Annotated in this window: 23 protein-coding genes; 10 read left to right on the top strand and 13 right to left on the bottom strand. The window is 68.1% G+C overall.

The window, feature by feature from the left end; translation table 11 throughout:
* The first annotated feature begins 172 nt into the window (after window positions 1–172).
* From AB0I35_RS01320 to ugpC, 4 genes are read left to right on the top strand one after another with little or no spacing between them, the layout of a single operon-like run.
* Complete coding sequence (locus tag AB0I35_RS01320) at window positions 173–1,072, top strand: sugar ABC transporter permease (protein ID WP_357394127.1); 900 nt, start codon at window positions 173–175, stop codon at window positions 1,070–1,072.
* On the top strand, window positions 1,069–1,935 hold the full coding sequence (locus tag AB0I35_RS01315) for a carbohydrate ABC transporter permease (RefSeq protein WP_357393297.1): 867 nt from the start codon (window positions 1,069–1,071) through the stop codon (window positions 1,933–1,935). Before AB0I35_RS01320 ends, AB0I35_RS01315 begins: the two co-directional genes overlap by 4 nt.
* Before the next feature lie 20 nt (window positions 1,936–1,955).
* Window positions 1,956–3,284 (top strand): ABC transporter substrate-binding protein, encoded by a 1,329-nt coding sequence (locus AB0I35_RS01310; RefSeq protein WP_357393295.1) that lies wholly within the window; start codon window positions 1,956–1,958, stop codon window positions 3,282–3,284.
* A 51-nt stretch (window positions 3,285–3,335) separates the two neighbouring features.
* Window positions 3,336–4,412, top strand: a complete 1,077-nt coding sequence (gene ugpC, locus AB0I35_RS01305; protein ID WP_357393293.1) for a sn-glycerol-3-phosphate ABC transporter ATP-binding protein UgpC — start codon at window positions 3,336–3,338, stop codon at window positions 4,410–4,412.
* Window positions 4,413–4,617: 205 nt separating this feature from the next.
* On the opposite strand, the gene AB0I35_RS01300 is transcribed toward ugpC, so the two are convergent.
* Window positions 4,618–5,364, bottom strand: coding sequence for an MBL fold metallo-hydrolase (locus tag AB0I35_RS01300; RefSeq protein WP_357393291.1), 747 nt, complete (start codon window positions 5,362–5,364; stop codon window positions 4,618–4,620).
* Window positions 5,365–5,425: 61 nt separating this feature from the next.
* The gene (locus tag AB0I35_RS01295; protein WP_357393289.1) at window positions 5,426–7,441 is read right to left on the bottom strand and encodes a M13-type metalloendopeptidase; all 2,016 of its coding nucleotides are present in this window, start codon (window positions 7,439–7,441) and stop codon (window positions 5,426–5,428) included.
* 150 nt (window positions 7,442–7,591) lie between these two features.
* On the opposite strand from AB0I35_RS01295, the gene AB0I35_RS01290 reads away from it, so the two are divergent.
* Window positions 7,592–8,176 carry a dihydrofolate reductase family protein gene (locus tag AB0I35_RS01290; RefSeq protein WP_357393287.1) on the top strand — a complete coding sequence of 195 codons (585 nt, stop codon included), beginning with the start codon at window positions 7,592–7,594 and terminating at the stop codon, window positions 8,174–8,176.
* A 108-nt stretch (window positions 8,177–8,284) separates the two neighbouring features.
* Here the strand turns inward: AB0I35_RS01290 and AB0I35_RS01285 are convergent, their stop codons facing one another.
* Together AB0I35_RS01285 and AB0I35_RS01280 are read right to left on the bottom strand one after the other, a co-directional pair.
* A complete protein-coding gene (locus AB0I35_RS01285; RefSeq protein WP_357393285.1) occupies window positions 8,285–8,650 on the bottom strand; it encodes a DUF397 domain-containing protein in 366 nt (121 codons plus the stop codon).
* A gap of 10 nt (window positions 8,651–8,660) precedes the next feature.
* Window positions 8,661–9,512: a helix-turn-helix transcriptional regulator gene (locus AB0I35_RS01280; protein ID WP_357151865.1), complete on the bottom strand. Its 852-nt coding sequence runs from the start codon at window positions 9,510–9,512 to the stop codon at window positions 8,661–8,663.
* Window positions 9,513–9,646: 134 nt separating this feature from the next.
* Here AB0I35_RS01280 and AB0I35_RS01275 point away from each other — a divergent pair, with 134 nt between their 5' ends.
* Complete coding sequence (locus AB0I35_RS01275; protein WP_220139377.1) at window positions 9,647–10,171, top strand: hypothetical protein; 525 nt, start codon at window positions 9,647–9,649, stop codon at window positions 10,169–10,171.
* On the opposite strand, the gene AB0I35_RS01270 is transcribed toward AB0I35_RS01275, so the two are convergent.
* Window positions 10,168–10,941 (bottom strand): pirin family protein, encoded by a 774-nt coding sequence (locus tag AB0I35_RS01270; protein WP_357393283.1) that lies wholly within the window; start codon window positions 10,939–10,941, stop codon window positions 10,168–10,170. The genes AB0I35_RS01275 and AB0I35_RS01270 overlap by 4 nt on opposite strands.
* A gap of 167 nt (window positions 10,942–11,108) precedes the next feature.
* Between AB0I35_RS01270 and AB0I35_RS01265 the strand changes: the two genes are divergently transcribed.
* Complete coding sequence (locus AB0I35_RS01265; RefSeq protein ID WP_357394125.1) at window positions 11,109–12,365, top strand: MFS transporter; 1,257 nt, start codon at window positions 11,109–11,111, stop codon at window positions 12,363–12,365.
* Window positions 12,366–12,542: 177 nt separating this feature from the next.
* On the opposite strand, the gene AB0I35_RS01260 is transcribed toward AB0I35_RS01265, so the two are convergent.
* From AB0I35_RS01260 to AB0I35_RS01230, 7 genes are all read right to left on the bottom strand, one after another.
* On the bottom strand, window positions 12,543–13,400 hold the full coding sequence (locus tag AB0I35_RS01260; protein WP_357393281.1) for a biotin-dependent carboxyltransferase family protein: 858 nt from the start codon (window positions 13,398–13,400) through the stop codon (window positions 12,543–12,545).
* A gap of 53 nt (window positions 13,401–13,453) precedes the next feature.
* The gene (locus tag AB0I35_RS01255; RefSeq protein ID WP_357393280.1) at window positions 13,454–14,137 is read right to left on the bottom strand and encodes an allophanate hydrolase subunit 1; all 684 of its coding nucleotides are present in this window, start codon (window positions 14,135–14,137) and stop codon (window positions 13,454–13,456) included.
* A gap of 14 nt (window positions 14,138–14,151) precedes the next feature.
* Window positions 14,152–14,907 carry a 5-oxoprolinase subunit PxpA gene (locus tag AB0I35_RS01250; protein ID WP_357393278.1) on the bottom strand — a complete coding sequence of 252 codons (756 nt, stop codon included), beginning with the start codon at window positions 14,905–14,907 and terminating at the stop codon, window positions 14,152–14,154.
* Between the two features lie 63 nt (window positions 14,908–14,970).
* Entirely contained in the window at window positions 14,971–16,140 is a 1,170-nt protein-coding gene (locus tag AB0I35_RS01245) for an ATP-binding cassette domain-containing protein (RefSeq protein WP_357393276.1), read from the bottom strand.
* Complete coding sequence (locus AB0I35_RS01240) at window positions 16,137–16,967, bottom strand: ABC transporter permease (protein WP_357393274.1); 831 nt, start codon at window positions 16,965–16,967, stop codon at window positions 16,137–16,139. Before AB0I35_RS01240 ends, AB0I35_RS01245 begins: the two co-directional genes overlap by 4 nt.
* Entirely contained in the window at window positions 16,964–17,704 is a 741-nt protein-coding gene (gene modA, locus AB0I35_RS01235) for a molybdate ABC transporter substrate-binding protein (protein ID WP_357393272.1), read from the bottom strand. The genes AB0I35_RS01240 and modA overlap by 4 nt, the downstream gene beginning before the upstream one ends.
* Window positions 17,701–18,099, bottom strand: a complete 399-nt coding sequence (locus tag AB0I35_RS01230) for a TOBE domain-containing protein (protein WP_357393270.1) — start codon at window positions 18,097–18,099, stop codon at window positions 17,701–17,703. The genes modA and AB0I35_RS01230 overlap by 4 nt, the downstream gene beginning before the upstream one ends.
* Before the next feature lie 219 nt (window positions 18,100–18,318).
* On the opposite strand from AB0I35_RS01230, the gene AB0I35_RS01225 reads away from it, so the two are divergent.
* Window positions 18,319–19,134 carry a hypothetical protein gene (locus AB0I35_RS01225; RefSeq protein ID WP_357393268.1) on the top strand — a complete coding sequence of 272 codons (816 nt, stop codon included), beginning with the start codon at window positions 18,319–18,321 and terminating at the stop codon, window positions 19,132–19,134.
* Here the strand turns inward: AB0I35_RS01225 and AB0I35_RS01220 are convergent.
* Window positions 19,131–20,546, bottom strand: a complete 1,416-nt coding sequence (locus AB0I35_RS01220) for a CCA tRNA nucleotidyltransferase (protein WP_357394123.1) — start codon at window positions 20,544–20,546, stop codon at window positions 19,131–19,133. The genes AB0I35_RS01225 and AB0I35_RS01220 overlap by 4 nt on opposite strands.
* Window positions 20,547–20,803: 257 nt before the next feature.
* Here AB0I35_RS01220 and AB0I35_RS01215 point away from each other — a divergent pair, with 257 nt between their 5' ends.
* Both AB0I35_RS01215 and AB0I35_RS01210 read left to right on the top strand, forming a co-directional pair.
* Window positions 20,804–21,259, top strand: a complete 456-nt coding sequence (locus AB0I35_RS01215; protein ID WP_067495077.1) for an NUDIX hydrolase — start codon at window positions 20,804–20,806, stop codon at window positions 21,257–21,259.
* Window positions 21,256–23,703 carry a DUF6049 family protein gene (locus tag AB0I35_RS01210; RefSeq protein ID WP_357393266.1) on the top strand — a complete coding sequence of 816 codons (2,448 nt, stop codon included), beginning with the start codon at window positions 21,256–21,258 and terminating at the stop codon, window positions 23,701–23,703. Before AB0I35_RS01215 ends, AB0I35_RS01210 begins: the two co-directional genes overlap by 4 nt.
* Window positions 23,704–24,515: the final 812 nt, after the last annotated feature.

The raw sequence follows: 24,515 nt of genomic DNA, 5'->3' as shown, positions 1-24,515 counted from the left end.
ACTTCTGACCTCAGCCGAACAATACGATCAATCCAGGTCGTGTTGTTCGGCTTTTGCTGTACTCGTTTTTGTGCGCCCGATGTTCAGGAATTCGGCGGGCAGGGTTAACCGAGGGTTCGCCGTGCGCCGTAAAGCTGCCGCGGTGCGTAGCAGTCCGGAGCGGGTCCTTCCCGTGCAGCGAGGTCGTGGCCTGAGAAATCGGCCGTGGCAGGACTACGCGTTGTTCGTGTTACTCGTAGTCCCGAACTTGGTTCTGCTCGGGATGTTCGTCTACCGGCCGCTGGCCGACAACATCCGGCTCTCGTTCACCGACTGGAACATCGCCGACCCCGTCGCCACGCCCGTCGGTTTCGCCAACTACGTGGAGTGGTGGCAGCGTGACGACTCCTGGAAGGTCGTCGGCAACACGGTGATCTTCACCGTCGCGGCGGTGGTGGTGAGCATGGCGCTCGGCCTGGCGCTGGCGCTGTTGCTCGACCGGAAGTTGTTCGGGCGCAATGTGGTTCGTTCCGCCATCTTCGCGCCGTTCGTGATCTCCGGTGCGGCGATCGGTGTGGCGTTCCAATTCATCTTCGACCCGAGTTTCGGACTCGTGCAAGATGTGCTGCATCGCCTCGGCGTAACGAACGTGCCGGATTTCTACCAGGATCCGCAGTGGGCGTTGTTCATGGTGACGATCACCTATATCTGGAAGAATCTCGGATACACCTTCGTCATCTATCTGGCGGCACTGCAGGGCGTGCGGAGCGAACTGCTGGAAGCCGCCGAAATGGACGGCGCGAGCCGGTGGACGACATTCACCAAAGTGCTTCTGCCGCAACTTCGTCCGACTACCTTCTTTCTTTCGATCACGGTATTGCTGAACTCGCTTCAGGTATTCGACATCATCAATGTGATGACACGTGGCGGGCCGCTCGGTAACGGCACAACGACCATGGTGTTCCAGGTGTACGAGGAGTCGTTCCGCAATTTCCGCGCGGGCTACGGCGCGACTGTCGCGACGATCATGTTCGCCGTGCTGCTCGTGGTGACCCTGATCCAGGTGCGCGTGATGGATCGAGGTGAACGATGAAACACGTTGGCCCCGAAACGGTTTCGTATCGCAGGCGGGAACGCGCGATCACCCTGCTCGGGTACGCGGCGATGCTGTGCGTGCTCGTCATGGTGGGGGTTCCGCTGTTCTGGATCCTCATCACCTCCTTCAAGGACCGCGCCGACATCTACACCCAGCCCGCGGTGTATTGGCCGCACAGCTGGCACCCGGAGAACTACGGGCACGCCACGTCCACCGTCCCGTTCTGGACGTTCCTGCGCAACTCGCTGATCGTCACCGGGGTGGTGTCGGCGGTGAAGTTCACGCTCGGGGTGTTCAGCGCCTACGGCCTGGTGTTCCTGCGCTTCCCCGGCAAGAACATCGTGTTCCTGGCGATCATCGCCGCGCTGATGGTGCCCAACCAGATCACCGTCATCTCCAACTACGCGCTCATCGCGCAGCTCGGCTGGCGCAACACCTTCCAGGGCATCATCATCCCGCTCTGCGGCGTGGCCTTCGGAACCTTTTTGATGCGCAACCACTTCCTGTCGCTGCCCGGTGAGGTGATCGAGGCCGCCCGGATGGACGGCGCCAACTGGTGGCGGCTGCTCACCCGCGTGGTGCTGCCGATGTCGGGGCCGACGATGGTGGCGTTCGCGGTGGTCACGCTGGTGAACGAGTGGAACGAATACCTCTGGCCGTTCCTGATGGCCGACTCCGCCGATGTCGCCACCCTGCCGGTGGGGCTCACGCTGCTGCAGAACACCGAGAACCCGAGCGTCACCAACTGGGGTCCGGTGATGGCGGGCACCGTGCTCACCATGCTGCCGATTCTCGTGGTGTTCCTCGCGCTGCAACGTCACATGATCAAAGGCCTCACCTCCGGTGCGGTCAAGGGTTGATTCTCGAACAGGAGATCCACGTGTCCACTTCACGATTTTCGGCACTGAGCCGTCGCGGCTTCCTCGGCCTGTCCGGCGGTGTCGCCGCCGGTCTCGCGCTCACCGCTTGCGCGGGCACCGGCGGCGGGTCCGGTGGTGGCGGCGACGCGAACACGATCACCTTCTGGTCCAACCACCCCGGCACCTCCAAGGAACTCGAGCTCGAGCTCATCAACCGGTTCCAGGCGCAGCACCCCGAGCTGACGGTGAACCTCGTCGACGCGGGCAAGAACTACGAGGAGGTGGCGCAGAAGTTCAACGCCGCGCTCACCGGTGGTGACCTGCCCGATGTTGTCGTGCTCTCGGATGTCTGGTGGTTCAACTACGCGCTGACCGGTGCCATCGAACCGCTCGACGGGCTGTTCGGTGCGGCGGGGGTGAAGCTCGACGACTACGTCGACTCGCTGGCCGCGGACTACCTGTTCGACGGTAAGCACTACGCGCTGCCGTATGCGCGCTCGACACCGCTGTTCTATTACAACAAGGACGTGTGGGCCAAGGCGGGGCTGCCGGATCGTGGGCCGAACTCGTGGCAGGAGTTCGACGAGTGGGGACCCAAGATCCAGTCGGTGGTCGGCGGCGACAAGTTCGCACATGCCTGGGGTGACGCCAAGAACTACCTCGGCTGGACCTTCCAGGGCCCGAACTGGACCTTCGGCGGCGCCTACTCCGACAAGTGGTCGCTGAAGTTCACCGATCCCGGTTCGATCGCGGCCGCCACCTACCTGCGCGAATCGATCAATGTGAAGAAGTACGCGGCGATCCGTCCGCAGATCGCCGTCGACTTCGGGACCGGGGTCGCCGCCTCGACCATCGCTTCCACCGGTGACCTGAAGGGCATCCAGAAGAACGCGACCGGGAAGTTCGAGCTCGGCACGGCGTTCCTGCCGCATCCCAGCGGGCCCGGCGTCACCACCGGTGGCGCGGGTCTTGCGGTGCCGTCGCGCATCTCCGCGGAGCGGAAGGTGAACGCGCTCAAGTTCATCGAGTTCGCGACCAATGCGGCCAATACGGCGTACTTCTCGCAGAACACGGGATACATGCCGGTACGCAAGTCGGCGGTGAGCGATCCCACCGAGGTCGACTTCCTCGCGAAGAACCCGCACTCCAAGACCGCCATCGACCAACTCGCGGTGACCAAGTCGCAGGACTACGCGCGGGTGTTCGTGCCAGGCGCCGACCAGATCATCGGCACCGGATACGAGCAGATCGGTCTGCAGAACGCCGATCCCGCAACGGTTCTCGCGAAGGTCGCCGCAGACATCCAGGTGATCATCGACCGGCAGATCACCCCCAAGCTGCCCAAGTAGTCCCCGTGGGCCCCGCCGCGGGCCCGCTCGTCCGTTTTCGAGGAGAAGTCCATGGCGACAGTGCAGTTCGACGGTGTCACGCACCGCTATCCCGGCAGCGAGACCGCCGCGGTCGACGCACTCGATCTCGACATCGCCGACGGCGAATTCCTCGTGCTCGTCGGACCGTCCGGGTGCGGCAAGTCGACCAGCCTGCGCATGCTCGCCGGACTGGAATCGGTGGCGGACGGCACGATTCGCATCGGCGATCGTGATGTCACCGGGCTGCCGCCCCGGGCGCGCGATGTGGCGATGGTGTTCCAGAGTTACGCGCTGTACCCGAACATGACCGTCGCGCAGAACATGGGCTTCGCCCTGCGCAACGCGGGCATGTCCAAGTCCGACACCGTGGTTCGGGTCCGCGAGGCAGCCGCCATGCTGGAACTCGAACCGCTGCTCGACCGCAAACCGGCGAAACTGTCGGGCGGGCAACGGCAACGGGTGGCGATGGGCCGGGCGATCGTGCGCCGCCCGCAGGTGTTCTGCATGGACGAACCCCTGTCCAACCTGGACGCGAAACTGCGGGTGAGCACCCGCTCGCAGATCGCCGCCCTGCAGCAACGGCTCGGCACCACAACGGTGTACGTCACCCACGACCAGGTGGAGGCCATGACCATGGGCCACCGCGTCGCCGTACTGCGCGAAGGTACCCTGCAGCAGATAGCCGCACCGCGCGAACTCTACGACGACCCCGTGAACACCTTCGTCGCCGGTTTCATCGGTTCACCCGGCATGAACCTGCTGGAAGCCCCCGTCTCCGACGGTCATGCCGTCCTCGACGGCCTGCGAATCCCGCTGCCCCGCAGCGTTTCCGGTCAACGCGTGATCCTCGGCATCCGCCCCGAATCCTGGGAAGTCACCACCGACCCCAACGGCATCACCGTCGTCGCCGAACTCCTCGAGGAACTCGGCGCCGAATCCTTCGTCTACACCCACGGCGCGGGCACCGACTGGTCGACCCGCGCAGGCAAAATCGTCGTCCGCGTAGACCGCCGCTTCCACACCACCCTCGGCGAAACCCTCCACCTGCGCCCCAAACCCGAAGAGATCTTCTACTTCGACGCCGACACCGAACTCCGCCTCCGCTAGGACGAACCCGCCGCGGTGATGGCGGCGGTACATAGACCAGGCCGGTGAGTGCGCGAACCGCGCCGACCTGTGACGCCGCCTCGGGGCGCGTCGTCGCGCCGCCATGTCCACGGGCGTGCTTGAGCTGATGTGGCGGCCAGGTCATCAGGCACAACGGCTTCGTTACTCGCGTTTGACGGCCCGAAATTGAGCAAGCGCCGAGAGCTCAACTCGAGCGGGCGGCGGCGCGCGCATCGGCAACGGCCTTCGCGATGCCGTCGGTGTAGGGGGTTCCATGGCCCGGGAGTACAAGGTCTGCGGACAGGGACTCCAGCGCTGCCAAAGCCTCGAAGGTTTGCGGGGTCGACTTGTTGAAGAAGTCTGGGAGGACTTGGGGCCCGGTGATCTTCGAGGTGGGATGGGCGGTAACCAAGGTGTCGCCGGTGATTACCGCGCCCACCCCCGCGAGGTGGAATGCGGAGTGGCCCGAGGTGTGGCCGGGGGTGGGGATCGGGGTCGGGCGCCCGGGGAGGTCCAAGGTGGCGTCGGTGGGGAAGGGCTGGATATGGGGGACCCGGTTCTTGCGGAGGCCGCCCGCGCGGGTGATGCGCAGCGCCCAGCCGCAGGTGCTCGCGTCGGTGAGACGTTTGACGACGTCGAGCGGCGTGGCCGACTCGTGGACCTCGCCCTTGACGTGCGCCACCTCGAGCGGGCTGGTGTAGGCGGGAATGCCGAACTTCGCCTGGAGGTGGTTGAGGGCACCGACATGGTCCAGATGGGCGTGGGTCAGCAGGACCGCTCGAATGTCCCCGGGGCGATGGCCGAGGGCTTCGACGGTGGCCTCGATCAGCCCGGCGTCGCCGTACCAGCCCGCGTCGACGAGGGTGAGGTCGCGGCCTTCGCGCAGGAGGACCATGTTCACGTCCGTGCCGCGGATGGTGAAGACGTCGTCGGCTACTTGCTGGTGGCGCATGGAAACCTCTCGCTGACAGTGGGTTTCGACCCTACCGGCTCAGCGGTAGGGTCGCGCCCGATCACCAGATGGTGACCCGCTCCTGCGGTGCCAGGTACAGCTTGTCCTCGGGGGTGACGTCGAACGCCTCGTAGAAGCTGTCGATATTGCGCACCACCGCGTTGCAGCGGAACTCCGGCGGCGAATGCGGGTCGACGGCGAGGCGGCGGATCGCCTCCTCCTGCCGCGCCTTGGTGCGCCACACCTGCGCCCAGCCGTAGAACACCCGCTGCAGACCGGTGAGGCCGTCGATGACCGGCGGTTCCTTGCCGTCGAGCGAAATTTTGTACGCGGCGAGGGCGATGGACAGTCCGCCCAGGTCGCCGATGTTCTCGCCGATGGTGAACTCGCCGTTCACGGTGTGCTCGTCGGACAGGTCGGCGGGGGAGAGCACGTTGTACTGGTCGATCAGCGCCTTGGTGCGTTTGCCGAATTCGGCGCGATCGTCGTCGGTCCACCAGTCCTGCATGTTGCCGTCGCCGTCGTACTTGGCGCCCTGGTCGTCGAAGCCGTGACCGATCTCGTGGCCGATCACCGCGCCGATCCCGCCGTAGTTGGCGGCGTCGTCGGCGTTCATGTCGAAGAACGGTGGCTGCAGGATGGCGGCCGGGAAGACGATCTCGTTCATGCCGGGGTTGTAGTAGGCGTTCACCGTCTGCGGGGTCATGAACCATTCGCCGCGATCCACGGGACCACCGAGTTTGCCCAGGTCACGGTCGTGGTCGGCGGCGTAGCCACGGCGGTAGTTGCCGACGAGGTCGGCGGGGTCGATCTCGACCGCCGAGTAGTCGCGCCAGGTGTCGGGGTAGCCGATCTTGGGGGTGAACTTCTCCAGCTTGGTCAGTGCCGCGGCGCGGGTGTCGGGGCCCATCCACTCGAGTTCGGCGATATTGCGGCGGTAGGCCTCCTGCAGATTGGCGACCAGTTCCACCATGCGCGCCTTGGCCTCGGGCGGGAAGTGCCTGGCCACATACAGTTTGCCGACGGCCTCGCCGAGCAGTTCCTGGACCAGGCCCACGCCACGCTTCCAGCGTTCCCGGATCTCCTGCGCGCCGGTGAGAGTGCGGCCGTAGAAGTCGAAATTCGCGGCGACGATCTCGTCGGTAAGGTACGGGGCGCGCGCGTGCAGCACCTGCCACGCGGCCCACGCCTGCCAATCCGCCTGCGGCACAGCCGACCACGCGCGCGCGAAGGCACCGACATAACCGGGCTGGCGGATCACGAGTTCGGCGAACAGCTCGGCACCCGCACGGTCGACACCCTCGGCGACGGCGTCGGCCCAAGCGGCCCAATCGAATTCGGGGTGGGCGGTGGTGAGCTCGTCGAAAGTGGTGAGGTTGTAACTCTTTTCGGCATCGCGGCGGCGCACCACGTCCCAGTGGCCTGCCGCCAGGGTGCGTTCCAGCTCGAACACCCGGTTCGCGGCGTCGGCCGGGTCGGTCGGCACGAGGCCGGCCAGGGCCGGGTCGGACGCGGCGAGGGTGAACATCTTGGTGATGTGGGCGCGGTAGGCGTCGCGGATCTCGGCGAACTCGTCGGACCGGTAGTACGACTCGTCGGGCAGGCCGATGCCCGACTGCGTGGCGTGCAGCAGGTAGCGGGTGGAGTCCTTGTCGTCGGTGTCGACGTAGTAGGCGAGGGCGCCGCGCACGCCGGTGCGCTGCAAGCGGCCGAGCAGCGCGGCGAACGCGCTCGCGTCGGCGACCGTGGCGACGGCGCGCAGTTCGTCGGCCACCGGGGTGAGCCCGGCGGCGGCGACCAGCTCGGTGTTCATGAAGCTCGAGTACAGGTCACCGATCTTGCGGGCGTCCGCGCTGTCGGCCGCGCCCTCGGCGCACTCGGTGATAATGGTCTGCACATCGATCTCGGCCTGGTCGTACAACGTCCGGAACGCACCGTCCACCGCCCGGTCGGCCGGAATCTCGTAGTCGGCCAACCACCGCCCGTTGACATGGGCGAACAGATCGTCCTGCACCCGCACATCCTGATCACGGAAGGACAGGTCGATACCGGAGGGGCTGCTCAGATCCGAAGTCACGCGCTCCAGTATGCCGAAACATCACCGCGAACCGGGGCGTGCCGGACGGCGCCGCACTGATCGACCGGCCGCTCACAGTTCGCGCCCCGATCAGCTTTTCGCTCCGCGACCGTCTGTACATGGGAGATCGACTCACAGGAGGCTGACGACATGCGGAAATTGATCTTCGGGATGAACGTGACTCTGGACGGCTACATCGCCGCGCCCGGGGACGACCTCGGCTGGAGTGGGGGCGAGGGGCCGGATTCCTCGTCGAGTGACGAACTGTTCCGGTGGTGGTCCGACCGGGTGGCGGCGACGGAGCTGTCGCTGTACGGGCGCAAATTGTGGGAGGCGATGAGTTCACATTGGCCGACCGCCGACGCGCAGCCGGGCGCCACGCCGGCGGAGGCCGAGTTCGCCCGACGCTGGCGGGATATGCCGAAGGTGGTGTTCTCCTCGACCATCGGCGCGGTCGACTGGAACACCCGCCTGGTCAGCGGCGATCCGGTCGGTGAGATCGCCCGGCTCAAGGGTGAGCAGGGCGGCCCGATGGATATCGGCGGTGCGACGCTCGCCGCGGCCGCCATGCGAGCCGGGCTGATCGATGAATACCTGCTGGTCACCCATCCGGTGCTGGTTGGCGGCGGTACACCGTTCTTCACCGCACTGGACAGCTGGGTGAACCTGAAGTTCCTCGAGACGCGGACGTTTCCCGGCGGCGTGGTGCTGACCCGCTACGAGACGAGGCGGTGAGCTCGGCGATCTTCCCGTCGACGATGTGCGGGGCCGCGCCGGCGAACCAGGGACATCAGAACTGACGACGCGGCGGAGGGTTACTGATCGATGGCGGCCGGATCCGCCCTAGGCGCAGGCGAATTCGTCGTCGCGGACACCGGCGACGAAGGCGTCCCATTCGGCGGGGGTGAAGTGCAGGGCGGTTGATCCGTGGCGCAGAGTCGTGGCGCCGTCGGCTGCGTGCTGGGTGGTGAGGGAGGGGTGCGGGCGCTGGGCGAGCAGGCAGTCGAGGAACGTGGTCCACACGGCGGCGGGGACGGTGATGATCGGCTCGTCGAGGCCACGGTTCATCGGGTTGCGCCGGAATTTGCTGTCTCGTATCTGGACGGCGTCACCTTCGAATCGAACCTCGACACATTGGTTACCGTTGTTGGAGCGCGACGAGGTGAACCAGCCGCGATCGGCTGGGCGGCGGCGAGCTGTGATCGACATAACAAGAATCTTACACTCTCGCATAGTCGCTGATCAGGGCAAGGGATTCAGATCTCGGCATGGCCTGTTCCCTGGCCCGAAGAAAGGCGTAGCCGAGATCGCGGACCTGTTCGGCGTCGTCCACATGACCACCGAAAACAGCGCTCTCGGCCCATGCGAAGGTGGGTAGCTGATCGCTTGCGAAGTCGAGCAGATGGAAGCTGGAACCGCCGAGAACCGCACCCTCGGGAGCGCTGAACGGGATCACCCGGACGTCGACGGTGTCGAGTTCGCGCATGAGCTCCACCAGGTGACGCAACTGCCCGCGCAACACTTCGGGGCCCCCGGTCTGCTGACGCAGCGTCGCCTCACCGAGCACGGCCGTGAGTTCCAACGGTTCCGGTTCCCGCAGTCGCCGCTGGCGACGCAGCCGAATTGCGACTAATTGGTCTACCTGCACCGGGCGGATCATCACGTCGGCACTGATGAGCGCCCGTGCGTACGCCTCTGTCTGCAGCAGGCCGGGCACGATCAGGCTGTCGTAGCTGCGGATGCTCTGCGCCCCCGCCTCCATACCGTACAAACGCTGCAATTCGGGGCCGATCAGCGCGGCCGAAGTGGACCACCAGCCGCGCTGTTTACTGGCCTCGAGCAACGCGAGCAATTCCCGGCGTTCGTCGGCGGGCACATCGAGAACATCGAGCACCGGTTCGATAGTCGTGCGCGTGAGCACCCGTCGGCCTTTTTCCACATGGGACCAGTTGGCAGGAGTGAAACCGACCCGCTTGGCAAAACCCGCGGAGTCGAAACCACGCTGTTCGCGCAGGTCACGCAGGCGCAGGACAAGTTCCCAGCGCGCGGCGGTAGGCGAAACGGGTGCCATGGGCGCTGATCGTACTCCGGGTGAACACACCTGCTACTGACTATTGTCAGCGTCGTTGTGTCGCATTAGGCTGTAGATAGCGGCAAATATCTAGCGAATGCAAGCTCCACACCGTCGACGGAGACGAGGTAGTGATGAGCCAGCGCACTGACAGCAAGGGCGGCTATGCCGCCGCCGAGGAATACTCGGAAACCCAGGACGCGCTCGCGCGCTGTCGTCACTATCGCAAGCACAACGGTCTCTATGCCGTGGTCGAAGCCACCTTCGGGCGCATCGTGCTCGAAATCGGGGCCGTCGGAGCCGTGGTGATGCCCTCGACACTGGGCGAACGAGTGCGCGGACAGCTGCTCAGCCGTGGTCAACGCTGCGGACCGATCATCGGACACCCCCGGTCCGGCCGCTGGACCTTCCTCACCGGGCCAACCGACAATTCCTATCTCGACACCGAACTGTTCGCCGAGATGTTCCGGGTGTGCGCATCGGTCGCCCTGCCCGGCAGCGACGTGGTGCTGCCCTCTCCGGCCGACGAACGCAGCGGCTACCGCATCTGGCTGCAACCACCCGACGGCGACTACCGTCCCGACTTCGCGCAGATCGTCGCCGCCACCCGCGCCAACGCCAGAACCACCGCCCTGGTGCGCGAACCCGGCTCGGCCTAACCGCCCAGCCGGGCGTGCATCTCCCAGACCAACACCTCGGCGTCGCCGTGCGGGCGAATCAGCTGACCACCCGAGCGGGTGAGCCGCACGGCGTCGCCCTGGGCCAAGGTGCCGACACCTTCCATGTCCACCTCACCGCGTGCGACGAAAACATGCAGGTAGGGGGCATCGGGCAGCGTCACGGGCGCGCCGTCGGCGGTCAACCGGGCCACGTGCATCGCCGCGTGCGAGGAATTGATGGAGATGGCGGTGCGGTCGCGGTAGCGCGGTAGGCCCGAGGCCACCGTCACCAGATCGCCGCGGGCGAGTTCGTCATCGATCTCGAGCTGCTGATAGCCCGGATCGACACCGGGTTCGTCGGGCACCACCCACATCTGCACGAAATGCACCGGCTCGTCGTGCTCGGGCAGCTTGCCGTCGAGGCGCCAGGAGTCGTTCTTCTCCGAGTGCAGGATGCCCGTGCCCGCGCTCATCCGCTGGGCCAGACCGGGATAGATCACGCCGTTGTGGCCCAGCGAATCCTGGTGCACCAGGCTGCCGCCGAGCACCCAGGTGACGATCTCCATGTCGCGGTGCGGATGGGTGTCGAAACCCTCACCGGGCAGCACCACGTCCTCGTTGTTCACCAGCAGCAGGCCGTGATGGGTGTTGTCGGGGTCGTAGTGCTCGCCGAACGAGAACGAATGCTTGGAGTCGAGCCAGGCAATCCTGGTCTTCATCCGGTCACCGCCCCGATGCACCTCGATGCGCGGTGTCGTCGATGTGGACATGACCCTCCTCCTGCGCTGCACCCGTACCGCCACCTCAATTCTGGCACCACTATCCTCACGACGTGTCGACCCATCGCGCTGACGGCTCGAATCCGGCGGATGAGCGGCCGATCTCGCTGCGACACCTGCTGCGCGAAAGCCGCGGTGTGGTGCGGCGCAATCCACGGATGCCACGGTTGGCGCTGTTGCGCCTGGCCGCCCAGTTCGGAGACGGCATGTTCCAGGCGGCGCTGTCGGGCGCCATCCTGTTCAACCCCGAACGCGAAACCGATCCCCTGGCCATCGCCGCCGGTTTCGCGGTGCTGCTGCTGCCGTATTCGGTGCTCGGCCCCTACGCGGGCGCCCTGCTCGACCGGTGGGATCGGCGCAATGTGCTGCTGGTGGCGAGCATCGCGCGGGCGACGTTGATCGCGGCCGCCGCGCTGGCGCTGTTCGGTGGGGCGGGGGAGAGCGTGCTCCTCGTGCTCGCGCTGGCGACCGTCGGAATCAGCCGGTTCGTGCTTGCCGGGGTGTCGGCCGCGCTGCCGAGGGTGCTCGAACAGCGCTGGCTGGTCCCGATGAACTCGGTGCTGGCGACGGTGGCCTCGGCGTGCGCGGGGGTCGGCGCGGCGGCCTCGGTAGCGGTGATCGCGGTGCTCGGGGCGGGGGATTCGGCCTCGGCCGTGGCGGTGGCGCTCAGCGGGGTCGGGTCGGTGGTCGGCGCGCTGCTCGCCGTCGGTTTCGCACCGCACATCCTCGGGCCCGAAAAGGGTTCGGCGGGAGCGGAAAGCACTGTGCGGGCAATCGCGACCGGGTTGGCCACCGGTGCGCGTGCGGTGTGGCGATCGACGCAGGTGACGACCGCGATGATCGGCATCGGCGCGCATCGCATCGTGTTCGGGATGAACACGCTCATCATGGTGCTCGTACTGCGTCAGCCCGAGGGGCAGAGCGAGATGAGCGGCGGATTGGTCGGATTCGGGGTCGCGATCGGGGCGGCCGCGGCGGGCATGCTGCTCGCCGCCATCCTCGCACCCGTGCTGATTCCCCGGCTGGGGAGGCCGCGGACCGTGCTCGTCGGGCTGGCGACGGCCGTCATCGTGCAGCTCACCCTCGTGACTCCGATCGCGCTGGCATCATCGGAGTCCGCCACCGACCACGCCCACCGGCTGCTGCTGATCGGTGCGTTCGGGCTTGGACTCGCCGGCCAGACGATCAAGCTCACCGGCGACGCCAGCATGCAGATCGACATCGACGACGACCGGCGCGGGCAGGTCTTCGCCCTCCAGGACACAGTCTTCAACATGACGTTCGTGCTGGCCATCGCGGCGACCGCCCTGGTGATCCCGGCCGACGGGCGTTCGCTGCCGGTGGTGCTGGTCGGCGCCGGGGTGTACGCGCTCGGCATCATCGCCATCGCACTGAATTCGCGGCGGGCGCGATAAGCCGTGGGGCACCTGTTCGGTTCCGGTGGCGCACGCACTCGACCGCACCATTCGCCGGGGCCGCGCGGATCGGCGGTGTCGAGCAGGGAGCCGGGTGCGACGGTCAGGCGTTCGCCACCGCGCAGCACCGAGCGGGCCGCGTTTCCGGCGGCGGTGAGCGGCGCGGGTTGTGGTCGGTCAGGCGTCGGGCTCGAAGCGCAGGCGTTCGCCCGGGCGGAGTTGGGCGACGCGGTCGACGTCGGCGTCGAGCACGACCGCGACGACCGGGTAGCCGCCGGTGATCGGATGGTCGGCGAGGAAGACGACCGGTTGACCGCTCGGCGGGACCTGCACCGAGCCGAGGGCGACCCCTTCGGCAGGCAGTTCGCGGGTGATCGAGCGAGTGAGCGGCGGCCCGGCGACCCGATCGAGGCGGGCGCCCACGCGGTCGGTCTCACTGCTCACCTGCCACGAGCCCCGGAACAGGGCGTCGGGGTCGGTGAACCAGTCTTCGCGCGGGCCCGGACGGGCGCGGACGACGAGCACCTCCGGCGGCACGGGGACCGGCGCGAACTCGACGGTCGGGAAGGTGCGCGGCGGGGGACCGACAGGTAACTGCATGCCCGGTCTCAGCGGGTCGGGACCGATCCCGGAGAGGGTGTCGCGGCTGCGGGAACCGAGTACCTTCGGCACGTCTATACCGCCACGGACACCGATGTAGGTGCGTAAACCGGTGCCGGCCATACCGAGGCGAAGGGTCTGGCCCGCCTCGAGTTCGAGAACGCTCGCGTGGCCTACGGGTGTGCTGTCCACCGTGGCCGTCGCTGGTGCGCCGGTGACCGCGACGGTGACGTGCGCATCGGTGCGCACTACGAGTCCGCCGAGCAGGACCTCGATGCCCGCGTGGTCCTCCGGATTGCCGACCAGCCGGTTCGCCAGCCGCAACGAGGCGCGGTCGGCGGCGCCGGCCGGACCTACGCCGGAATCGAACCAGCCGGGCCTGCCCAGGTCCTGGATCGTCGCGAGCGGTCCCACCCGCTCGATGAAGATCACCATGCGATCTCTCCCCGATTATCTGTCGAGGCGGCGCACCATTGAGCAGCCCTTGCCTATTGCGCGATGTCGACGAACCGCACCGCCGTTCCCGCCCTGATCAGCGCGGGTGGGTCGCGATCGACCGCCCACATGCGTAGATCGGTACTTCCGATCAGTTGCCATCCGCCCGGTGTGCCACGCGGATATACCGCCGAGTACCCACCGGCCAGTGCCACCGCACCCGATGGGATGGCGGTGCGGGCCTGGGCCCGGCGCGGCACGGTGAGCCTGCCGTCGGGCGAGACGAGATATCCGAAACCGGGCGCGAAACCCACGAAGGCGCACTGCCAGACGGTACCGGTATGGGCCGCGATCACCTCCGCGACAGACAGGTCGAGCAGCCGGGCGACCTCGGGCAGGTCGACCCCGTCGTAGCGCACGGGCACCTCGACCACCTCGTCGGGGCGCTCCGGGTCGGACCGTGTTCCACGGGAAACATCGAGCGAATCCGGCTGTGCGGATTCGGAATCCAGGCGGTCGAGCAACGCGAGCAATTCCCGGCGCACCTGCGTGCCGTAGTTCACCGAATGCAGGGTGACCAGCACGGTCTCCGCCGCGGGCAGCACGTCCTGGACACCGGCGATGGCATGCACCCGCAGCGCCGACGCCAGGCGCTGCACCGGCCGCGGATCGTCGAGGGTGATGAGCAAGGCGCGGTCACCCGCGGGCCTGATCCGCGTGCTCCAGTCGGTCACCATCGCGCCTCCCACCCTCAACCGAATGGTTCGACAGGTACGCCTGCCTCGTCCAACGCCCCCCTGATGCGGCGCGCCATCTCCACGGCCGCCGGTGAGTCACCATGGACACACACACTGGCCACGGACACAGCGACCGCACCCGGACCGTCAACGGTACGCGCGGTCCCCGACAACGCAAGGGATACCGCCTGGGCGACGGCGTCGTCGGGCGTCAGCACCGCACCGGCAACCCCGCGCGGCGCCAACGTGCCGGTGGCGGTGTAGGCGCGGTCGGCGAAACCCTCGCCGACGAAATGCACTTTCGCCCGGTTCGCGGCGTGTTCGAGTTCGGTTCCGGCCGGGCCGAGCAGGGCGAGACCGGTTTCGGCCTCGGCGACGGCGGTCGCGACCGCGTCGGCGAGCAGACGATCGCGAGCGGCCGCGTGATAGAGGGCGCCGTGCGGCTTCACGTACCGCACCCGGTCGCCCGCCGCACGCGCGAACGCCGCGAGGGCGCCGATCTGGTAAAGCACCTCGTCGCGCAGTTCGGCGGGCGCGATGGCGATATCGCGGCGGCCGAAGCCGACCAGATCGCGGTAGCCGACGTGCGCGCCGATCCGCACGCCCTTGGCCACGGCCAGTTCGCAGGTGCGGCGCATGATCGTCGGGTCGCCCGCATGGAAACCGCACGCGATGTTGGCGCTGGTGACGATGTCGAGCATGGCGGCGTCCTCACCCATCCGCCACGGGCCGAAGCCCTCGCCCAGATCACTGTTCAGGTCCAGCGGCATGCTGCCCTCCGGTTCGCGCGTGCATGAACGCCCTCATTGTGCGCCGTGCACCGAGGCCACGTTTCAGCAGGCGTACACCCGGACCTCCGTGGCCTTCACCGCGAAATACGTCCGCGCGCCGACGGTGAGGCCGAGCTGGGCCACGGCGGCCGGGGTGAGATCGGCGCACAGGCCGGGCGCGTTCGGTGCGTCGCCACGCACCCGGACGATGCCGCCCCGATCGGTGATCTCGGTGATGTCGACGGTGAAGACATTGCGTGGGCTGCCGCCGGGAGGGCGGGTGAAAACCGACACGGCGGTGGGGGAGAACACAGCCGCCGCGCGCGTACCCGCGGTGAAATCGCCGACGACACAACCATCGACCGCCGCTTCGTCGCTGTCACCTGCCGGGGTTGGTTCGCCGTTTCGGCCGGGTCCGACCAGCACTGCCGCGAAGGCCGGGTCGGACCCGCGCGGCGCGGTGGCGGTGCCGTGGAGGAGGTTCAAGCCCGCGATGCGGGCAGCGAAGGGGCTGCGCGGATGCGACATCACGTCGGTGACCCGGCCGGATTCGACGATGTGTCCCTCTTCGACGATGACGAGGCGGTCGGCGAGGGTGATGGCGTCGATGATGTCGTGGGTGACCAGAACCGCGCAGCGCGGGTGGGCGGGGTCGCGCAGGACGCGGCGCAGCAGCGAGCGCATCGCGGGGGCGACATCGACGTCGAGTGCCGACATGGGTTCGTCGAGCAGGAGCAGGTGCGGGTCGACGGCGAGGGCCCGCGCCAGCGCGACGCGCTGGGCCTGGCCGCCGGAGAGGGCGCCCGGATGGCGATCGGCCAGGTGCGTGGCATCGACGGCTTCGAGCCATTCGGCGGCGACGGTTTTCGCGTCGCGGTTACCACGGCTGCATGGGCCGAAAGCGACGTTCTCGGCGACGGTGAGGTGCGGGAAGAGCAACGGCTCCTGGGCGAGCAGTGAGATGCCGCGTCGATGTGGCGGTAATGCAACACCTTTCGCGGTTTCGGTGAGGATATCGGCGCCCACGCGCACGTGGCCCGCGTCGGGGACGAGCAGGCCCGCGATCACCTGCAACAGGCTGGACTTACCCGCGCCATTCGGGCCGAGGACGGCGAGGACTTCGCCCGGTGCGACCTCGATCGCCAGGTCCAGACCGCGATCCGCAATGCGTGCGGCCACCGAAAGGCCCGCCGGATGCGACGGCTTCCCCGACGATTCGTCCTGCGGGCTCATTCGACCCTTCCTCCACTTCGGGTGCGGCCGAGCTGGGTACCGGGAATGGGACTGGTGCGCCGGTAGGCCAGCAGCACGATCAGGATCGCGACGATGATGAGCACCACCGAAAGCGCGACGGCCGCATCGGGATCGGCTTCCCGCTGGAGGTAGATCTCCAGGGGCAGGGTGCGGGTGCGACCCTGGAGGCTGCCCGCGAAGGTGAGGGTGGCGCCGAATTCACCGAGCGCGCGGGCGAAGGCGAGCACCGCACCGGAGATGAGCGCGGGGCGCATCAACGGCAGGGTGATCCGCCACCACACCGTGCTGGGCCCGGCACCGAGGGTGGCCGCGATCTGCTCGTAGCGGTGACCCGCCGTCCGCAACGCACCCTCGAGCGTGAGGACCAGAAACGGCAGCGCCACAAAGGTTTGCGCGAGCACCACCGCCGTCGTGCTGAACGCGATCTGCACGCCGAGGGCTTCGAGGTGGCTTCCCAACAACCCACGCCGCCCGAAGGTGTACAGCAGGGCGATACCACCGACCACCGGCGGTAATACCAAGGGCAACAACACCAGTGCGCGCAACACCGGCAGCCCACGCCATCGGGACCTGGCCAGGACGACAGCCATCGGCACACCGAGCAGCACACACAACAGCGTGCTTCCCGCCGCCGTGCGCAAGCTCAACCACAGTGCGTCGCGCGAGGCCTCGGTGGTCACCAGCGCACCGAACCGACCCCATTCCACGCGCGAGGCCAAAGCGCCGAGCGGCACGACGACCAGGGCGAATCCGATCAGCGCGGGCAGCAACAACCAGCGGGGGAACCCTGCGGCACCGGTTCTCACGGCACACCGAACCCGGCTTCGGTCAGCACCTGCCGACCCACCGGGCCGGTCACCAGGTCGATGAACTTGCCCGCACCGGCGGAATCCCCGACCGCCCCGATGGGATAGGTGTTCACCGCCGCCGACGCCTCGGGGATCGCGACCGGACTCACCTTCGCGCCGGCACCCGCCGCATCCGTGACGTACACCAGGCCCGCATCCGCCTGTCCGGAGGTCACTTTGGTGAGCACATCGGCCACCGACGATTCCTCACTCACCGGCCGCAATGTCACCTGGGCCGCTCCTGCGACCTTCTGCGTCGCCCGGCCACACGGCACCTGCGGCGCACACACCACTACGGACAACCCGTCTCTGGTCAGATCGCGGAAACTGTTGATCCCCTTCGGGTTACCGGGAGCGGTCACGATGGTGAGGACATTGGTGGCGAAGGGGCGTGAAGTGGTGATGCGTCCGTCGGCGATCACCTTGTCCATCGTCGGCTGGTCGGCCGAGGCGAAGACGTCGGCGGGCGCACCGGCCAGCAACTGGGCGGCCAGATCCGACGATCCGGCGAACGAGAATCGCACGTCCACACCGGGATTCGCGGTTTCGAAGTCGTCCTCGAGGTCGGTGAACACCTTCTTCAACGAGGCGGCGGCGAACACGGTGACCGTCGAATCGCCTGTCGCCGAATCTGTTCCGGAACCACAGGCGGTGAGCACGGTCAGCGCGGCCACCAGGGCGAGTGCGCGCCTCATCCGGCGGCCCGTTCGACGACGACCGTCGTGGCCTTCACACTCGCCAACGCCACACTCCCGGGCTCGAGCCCGAGCTCGCGCACCGCTTCGCTGCTCATCAACGAGACCACCGTGAACGGGCCGCATTGCATCTCCACCTGCGCCATCACCGTGTCGGTGAGCACGCGAGTGACCAAGCCGGGGAAACGATTCCGGGCCGAACTGGCACTGCGGACCTCGGTGTGCGGCGGGCGCGCCTGCTCGACGGCGAGAGCCGCCAGCTCACGACCCTCGATGACCAACCGACCCGCGCTGTCCTTGCTCGCCGACAGCGCACCGGAGTCGATCCACCGGCGCACGGTGTCGTCGCTGACGCCGAGCAGATCGGCGGCTTCCTTGATTCGCAGTTTCGCCACCCACCCAGGATAGATCCGCAAACTCGGTAAAATCTATCCAACTACTCCGCATTATCGGATATCGAGCTCATCGTGGAGTCGGGGGTATCTCGCGAGAACATGGGTAACTCGCCAGGGACGGGCCAACCCGTCACCGAGGCACCGCCGGCCGCGTCCACAAGTTCCACGCGCCCGAGCCCGGCCTCGATTCGCGGGGAGGCGGGTAAGCTCGGCCCCATCATGGCCACGTATTTCGATCCGAAGTCCTGGTCACTGGCGGGCGCTGTCGACCTGGGCAAACGTCTGCTCGACCCCTCGTGGATCGACCAGTGGCTCGGCTTCACCACGTCCTGGGCCGACCCGGTGGCCGACCTGGGCTCGGGCACGGTCACCGCGCTGATGCCCGACGTCCTGATGACCGTGCTCAGTGAGGGCATCTTCAGCCGCTTCGGCGGGCGGGAAGTGTCGGCCACCCTGCTCGGCCACGACCTCACCGCCACGCTCGACACGTTCAAGGTGCGCAGGCGCGGTGCCCACTTCCAGAGCAAAACGGTGCTGTCGGACCTGGTCTGGGACTCCCATCCCTTCGACACCGTCACCGTGATCGCGCACGGCGTTCGCCTCATCCCCGGTGTGCCGACCAAGATTCGCGTGCAGCAACTCGACATCGAGGGCAGCATCGCCATCGGCGCCCTCATCGACTGGGTGGACGAGCAGAACCTGGACTGGAAGCTCCGGCTCGACGAGCAGAGCCGGATCGTCGCCACCCACCGCACCCGCAAGATGAGCGCCGTCGTCGACGCGCAGGTCTACGACAACCTGCTCACCATCGATATCCGCCGCGCCAGCTGGTACCGCATCCGGCTACCGCGCCGGGTGGTGCAGGCGCCGGCGCTGCTGCTCGACGACCTGCCCAACCGGGCGAGCATCTCCTACGCGCACCGCCGCGGCGACGTGGTGAAATTCCGCATCGAACTGCCCGAGACCACCGGTTCGTTCGACCTCACCCAGATTCGCGACGCCATCATCGCCGGGACCACGCTGATCGTGTTCTAGGACTGCTGGGTCGCCCACCACTCGCGCAGGGCGGCCTCGGCTTCGTCGCGGGTCATCGGGCCACGGTCCAGACGCAGGTCCTTGAGGTATTTCCACGCCTTGCCCACCTGCGGGCCCGGCTCGAGACCGAGTAGCTCCATGATGGCGTTGCCGTCCAGGTCCGGGCGCACCCGCGCCAGATCCTCCTGCTCACGCAGGGCCGCGATGCGCTGCTCGAGCTCGTCGTAGGTGGCGCGCAACGCCGCCGCCCGCCGCTTGTTGCGGGTGGTGCAGTCGGCCTTGACGAGCTTGTGCAGGCGATCGAGCAGGTCGTCGGCATCGGTGACGTAGCGGCGCACGGCCGAATCGGTCCACTGACCCTTGCCGTAGCCGTGGAAGCGCAGGTGCAGAAACACCAGGCGCGCAACGTTTTCGGTGAACGCCTTCGGATACTTCAGCGCCCGCATGCGTTTACGCACCATCTTCGCGCCGACCACCTCGTGATGGTGGAAGCTCACGCCGCCGCCCGGCTCGTTGCGTTTGGTGTCGGGCTTGCCGATGTCGTGCAGCAGCGCCGCCCATCGCAACACCAGGTCGGGGTCGCCCTCCTCCTGGTCGATCGCCTGCGACAGCACCGTCAGCGAATGCTGGTAGACGTCCTTGTGCTGGTGGTGCTCATCGATCTCGAGCTTCATCGCGGGCACCTCCGGCAGCACCCGTTGCGCGAGCCCGGTATCGCACATGAGGTTGATGCCGTCGATCGGATGCTCCGCACCGATCAGCTTGTCGAGTTCGGTGCGTACCCGTTCGGCGGTGATGCGGTCGATCTGCTCGGCCATCTCCACGATCGCTGTGCGCACCCGAGGTGCCACTTCGAAACCGAGCTGCGCGACGAAGCGGGCCGCGCGCAGCATGCGCAACGGGTCGTCGTCGAACGAATCCTGCGGTGCCGCAGGCGTATCGAGCACGCCTTCGAGCAGGGCGTCCAGTCCGTTCAGCGGGTCGACGAATTCGAGCGAACCGTCCTCGCCGATCTTCACCGCCATCGCGTTCACCGTGAAATCGCGCCGGACCAGGTCGCCCTCGAGCGTGTCACCGAAGGTCACCTCGGGATTGCGCGACACCCGGTCGTACGTATCGGCCCGGAACGTGGTGATCTCGAGCTGGTGATCCCCCTTGGCCGCACTCACCGTCCCGAACGCGAGCCCACCGGTGTCCCACAACTGATCGGCCCACCCCCGCATCAGCTCCTGCACGACCTCCGGCCGCGCATCGGTGGTGAAATCCAGATCGTTGCCCAACCGCCCGAGCACCGCGTCACGCACGCTGCCCCCCACCAGATACAGCGAATGCCCCCGCGCGGCGAACATGGCCCCCAACGGCACCAGCACCTCGGACAGCTGCCCCAACGTCACCGCCGCACCAGCAAGCAGCCGAGCACGACGATCCGCGACAACATCAGAGGAAACCACGACTAAGGAGCTTACCGAGCCCGTCGAACCGGTTTCCGAGCTCCCAGCCATCTGGCCACGCACTCCCCGACCTCGAGGAGGGGACGCCGCGCAGCGGCGCACCAGCGCTCCAAGGACACAGCTAAGCTGGCTGGGTGTCTCCTCCGGCCGATCGCGCGAACAGTCGACGCCGCCAGCCGCGGCGGCGCGGCGGGGCGGGTAACGGCGGTAAGCCGCGTATGCGCACGGTGCGCGAAACGTCCGCGGGCGGCCTCGTCGTCGACGGGCTGGACGGGCCGAGGGAGCTGCGGTGTGCCGCGCTGATCGGGCGGACCGATCGGCGCGGGCGGTTGCTGTGGTCGCTGCCCAAAGGCCATATCGAGGAGGGCGAGACCTCCGAGCAGACCGCCATGCGTGAGGTCGCCGAGGAGACCGGCATCATCGGCGAGGTGGTCGCCGAGCTGGGCAATATCGATTACTGGTTCGTCACCGAGGGCAGACGGGTACACAAGACCGTGCACCACTATCTGCTGCGGTGTCTGGGCGGTGAGTTGTCCGATGCCGACGTGGAAGTCACCCAGGTTGCGTGGGTTCCGTTGAGCGAGTTGGATTCCCGGTTGGCCTACGCCGACGAGCGGCGCCTGGCCGAGGTGGCTAATCGGATGATCGACCGGATGGAGACCGGCAAGCGATGACGGGTGGACTGTTCCGGCTGATCACGGCGGTCCTGACCATCTTGGGTTCGGTGGCGCTGCTGCCCGCGGTGGCGCAGGCGCAACCGGACGACGTGTCGGCGCCGAAGTTCCTCAAACTCACCCTGGACGCGGTGGCGCCGGGCACGGTGACCACGAGCAGCGATCCGGTGCTCACCGTGTCGGGGACGGTCACCAATATCGGTGACCGGGTGGTCGACGATGTGAGCGTGCGCATCCAGCGCGCCGCCCCGGTGTTGTCGCCGAGCGGGTTGCGCAGTTCGCTGCGACTCGATCAGGTGAACTACGACGTGACCGGGCCGTTCGAGGATGTGGCGGCGCAGCTGAGTCCTGGCCAGCGCAAACAGTTCTCGGTGCGGATCGCGCTGCGCGGCGGTGACGGCGCGTCGCTCGGCATCACCGATCCCGGTGTGTATCCGCTGCTGCTGAATGTGAACGGTGAGCCGGCCTACGGCTCGCAGGCCCGGCTCGACGACGCCCGCTTCCTGCTTCCGGTGCTCGGACTGCCACCGGCCGACGGCGACCCGGCCCCGGTCGCCGCGCCACCGGAGGCCACGCCGGTGGCGACGACGGTGATCTGGCCGCTGGCCGACCGGCCGCGCATGGTCGCGGGCAAACCGGGGTCGGTGAACGGGCAGGTGGAACTGCTCGACGACGAGCTCGCCGCCTCGCTCGGCAAGGGCGGGCGGCTCGAGCAGCTGGTCGCCGCGCTGGAAGCGGTCGCACCCGCACCGGGCAAGGACAACGCGGTCGCCGGGTCGGTGTGTATCGCCATCGATCCCGACCTGGTGTCGACCGCGCAGACGATGACGCGCGGCTACCGGGTGCTGGCGAGTCCCTCGGATCCGGAGGGCGCGACGCGGGAGGGGACCGGCGCCGCGAACGCGCAGGCCTGGCTCGACCGGTTGCGCGCGCTCGCCGGGTCGATGTGCACGGTGGCGTTGCCGTACGCGCAGGTCGATGTGACGGCGTTGGCGGCGGTGAACGAGCCGGGTCTTTCGGCGCGGGCCTTGCACGCACCGGCCGATGTGGTGGACGCGATCCTCGGCACCAGGTCGCTGCGCGGGGTGAGCCTGCCCGATTCCGGCAGCATCGATCACGCGGCGGGGCAGCTGCTGCGTGAGTACGGGTACGGCACGGCGGTGCTGGCCGGGTCGGCGGTGTCGGGTGAGGGTTCGGTGCCGGATCCGGAGACCGCGCTCACCTCGACGCCGTCGACGTTCGTGCCCGGCACGGTCGTCGGCGGGGAGCAGGCCGCGCCGGATGTGGTGCGGGTACCGGAGGTGAGCGTCGAGGCGGGGCCGAACACCGATCCGGCGCTGCGGGTGACGACCTTCGACATCTGGTCGGCGACCGCGCTGGCCGCCGTGGGTTCCAACCCGCCGACGCCCTCGTTCACGCCGTCGAAGGTGCGCTTCGACGTCACCAACGACTCGCGGGCCGCCCGGTTGCAGGATGCGCTCGGCGCGATGGCGTGGACCGCGCTGAATCCCGCCCCGGACCGGCCGCGTTCGCAGCTGCTGATGCCGCCGCAGCAGTGGGGTGCCAGCCGCGAGGAGGGTGTGGCGCTGCTCAAACAGGTGGAGCTGCTCGCCCGCAACCAGCTGGCCCACCCCCGGCCGTTCGCCGAGCTCGTCGCGCAGGAGCCGGATCCGCGCCCGTTCGCCCTCGAATACCTGCCGTCGGCCGCCCAGGACGCGGCGCCCGAACATCTCGTCGTGCCCGTGCGCGACCAGGGTGCGCGGATCACCGAGATGATGCGGGCGCTCGTCGAGCTGCCCGAGGCCGAACTGACGCCGCTGGCCTTCCTCACGCCCGCGCGCGAGGATCTGCTGCGGGCGTTGAGCCTGTCGGACCGACGTGGCGAGGACGACACTCTCGCCGACCTGCATGCCGACCGGCGTGTCGATCAGGTGACCCGGGAAATCGACACCGTCTTCGCGTCGGTATCGGTGTTGCCCCCGGGCGGTGTGTACACACTCGCGTCCGAGCAGAGCCCGTTGCTGCTGGTCGCCCGTAATGATCTGCCGGTGGCGATCCGGGTGAATTTCCGGATCTCCGCGCCCTCCGAGACGAACATCACCGATATCGGCGAACAGCTCCTTCCGCCGAATGGAACCAGGTCATTTCAGATACCGACCGAGGTGAGCGACAGTCGTAAGCTGGTCATTCCCATCGCCCTTACCACCCCGGACGGAATCACGCTAGGGGAGCCGACGTCGGTCTCGGTGCGCTCGAACGCCTACGGTCAGGCCTTGGCCATAATTACGGCATGTGCCGCGATACTGCTGTTGCTGTTGGCCGGGCGCCGGCTGTGGCGGCGCTTCCGCGGCCGACCCGACCCCGCCGACGAGGGGTTCGCTCCCGAAACGGTGGAACGGGCCGGACGGCTGCGACGCGCCCGGCAACGACTGCGTCGGCAGTGAACACCCACGCCTGACCGGCGCGCGGGGGACCATGACAGGCAAGAACGAGGCGGGATTCGCGGGTTGCGCCGGGTACAGGAGGCATGATGGGCGACGATGATTCCGCTCATCGGCACGACCACGACGAACGCGACGAGCCGACCCACCGCTGGGCCCCCGCCGCGCCATGGGAGCGTGGAATGAGCGACCGCGACACCGACGAGCCGCAGGTGCCGCCCCGTCCCGGTGATCGCCCGGTCCCGCCGCGCCTCGGCCCCGTCGACCCGGCCCGGCCGCGCCCCGCGGATCCCGGCCCGCAGCAGGGTGCGCGACCCGCCCAGCCGGCAGGACGACCCGTTCCCGGCAGCTCGGGCGAAATCCCGCGGGTCCAGCCCCCTCGCCGGCCGCCCCACGGACCCGGCCGTACCGGCGAGCCGCCGTACCCGCAAGCCTTCCGGCCGCCCGGCGAACCGAACATCAGTCCATCGCCCGGCGAACCTCCGCACGCGCAGTATCCGCGCGATGACGAGCCGCGTCGTCACCCCGGCGAATCCCCGCGCGCACCTCGTCCCGGCGAGTCGAACTACACCTCGGCACCCGGTGCTCCGCAACGGCCGCTGCCTCCCGTCGAGCCGAATCACCGTCCGTGGCCCGCAGATCCGCCGCGCGGACTGCCACCGCGACCGGGGGACCCGAACGGTGCCGTGCCGGACGACGCGCTGCGCCCTCCCGGACGTACCGGCGAAGGCAACCGTCGACCCGCACCTTCCGGCGAATTTCCGATCCAGCAGCGACCGGGCGACCCTGGTCCGCGGCGACCCCAGCCGTACCCG

The organism is Nocardia sp. NPDC050378, from assembly GCF_040655675.1.
Lineage (GTDB): Bacteria > Actinomycetota > Actinomycetes > Mycobacteriales > Mycobacteriaceae > Nocardia > Nocardia coubleae.
This window is presented reverse-complemented; position numbering and strand designations above follow the sequence as displayed.

Bases quoted from the DNA above. Each gene is read 5' to 3' on its own strand.
- AB0I35_RS01315 (WP_357393297.1), top strand. From the start codon at position 1,069: ATGAAACACGTTGGCCCCGAAACGGTTTCGTATCGCAGGCGGGAACGC.
- ugpC (WP_357393293.1), top strand. From the start codon at position 3,336: ATGGCGACAGTGCAGTTCGACGGTGTCACGCACCGCTATCCCGGCAGC.
- AB0I35_RS01300 (WP_357393291.1), bottom strand. From the start codon at position 5,364: ATGCGCCACCAGCAAGTAGCCGACGACGTCTTCACCATCCGCGGCACG.
- AB0I35_RS01290 (WP_357393287.1), top strand. From the start codon at position 7,592: ATGCGGAAATTGATCTTCGGGATGAACGTGACTCTGGACGGCTACATC.
- AB0I35_RS01285 (WP_357393285.1), bottom strand. From the start codon at position 8,650: ATGTCGATCACAGCTCGCCGCCGCCCAGCCGATCGCGGCTGGTTCACC.
- AB0I35_RS01280 (WP_357151865.1), bottom strand. From the start codon at position 9,512: ATGGCACCCGTTTCGCCTACCGCCGCGCGCTGGGAACTTGTCCTGCGC.
- AB0I35_RS01275 (WP_220139377.1), top strand. From the start codon at position 9,647: ATGAGCCAGCGCACTGACAGCAAGGGCGGCTATGCCGCCGCCGAGGAA.
- AB0I35_RS01270 (WP_357393283.1), bottom strand. From the start codon at position 10,941: ATGTCCACATCGACGACACCGCGCATCGAGGTGCATCGGGGCGGTGAC.
- AB0I35_RS01265 (WP_357394125.1), top strand. From the start codon at position 11,109: ATGCCACGGTTGGCGCTGTTGCGCCTGGCCGCCCAGTTCGGAGACGGC.
- AB0I35_RS01260 (WP_357393281.1), bottom strand. From the start codon at position 13,400: ATGGTGATCTTCATCGAGCGGGTGGGACCGCTCGCGACGATCCAGGAC.
- AB0I35_RS01255 (WP_357393280.1), bottom strand. From the start codon at position 14,137: ATGGTGACCGACTGGAGCACGCGGATCAGGCCCGCGGGTGACCGCGCC.
- AB0I35_RS01250 (WP_357393278.1), bottom strand. From the start codon at position 14,907: ATGCCGCTGGACCTGAACAGTGATCTGGGCGAGGGCTTCGGCCCGTGG.
- AB0I35_RS01245 (WP_357393276.1), bottom strand. From the start codon at position 16,140: ATGAGCCCGCAGGACGAATCGTCGGGGAAGCCGTCGCATCCGGCGGGC.
- modA (WP_357393272.1), bottom strand. From the start codon at position 17,704: ATGAGGCGCGCACTCGCCCTGGTGGCCGCGCTGACCGTGCTCACCGCC.
- AB0I35_RS01225 (WP_357393268.1), top strand. From the start codon at position 18,319: ATGGCCACGTATTTCGATCCGAAGTCCTGGTCACTGGCGGGCGCTGTC.
- AB0I35_RS01215 (WP_067495077.1), top strand. From the start codon at position 20,804: ATGCGCACGGTGCGCGAAACGTCCGCGGGCGGCCTCGTCGTCGACGGG.
- AB0I35_RS01210 (WP_357393266.1), top strand. From the start codon at position 21,256: ATGACGGGTGGACTGTTCCGGCTGATCACGGCGGTCCTGACCATCTTG.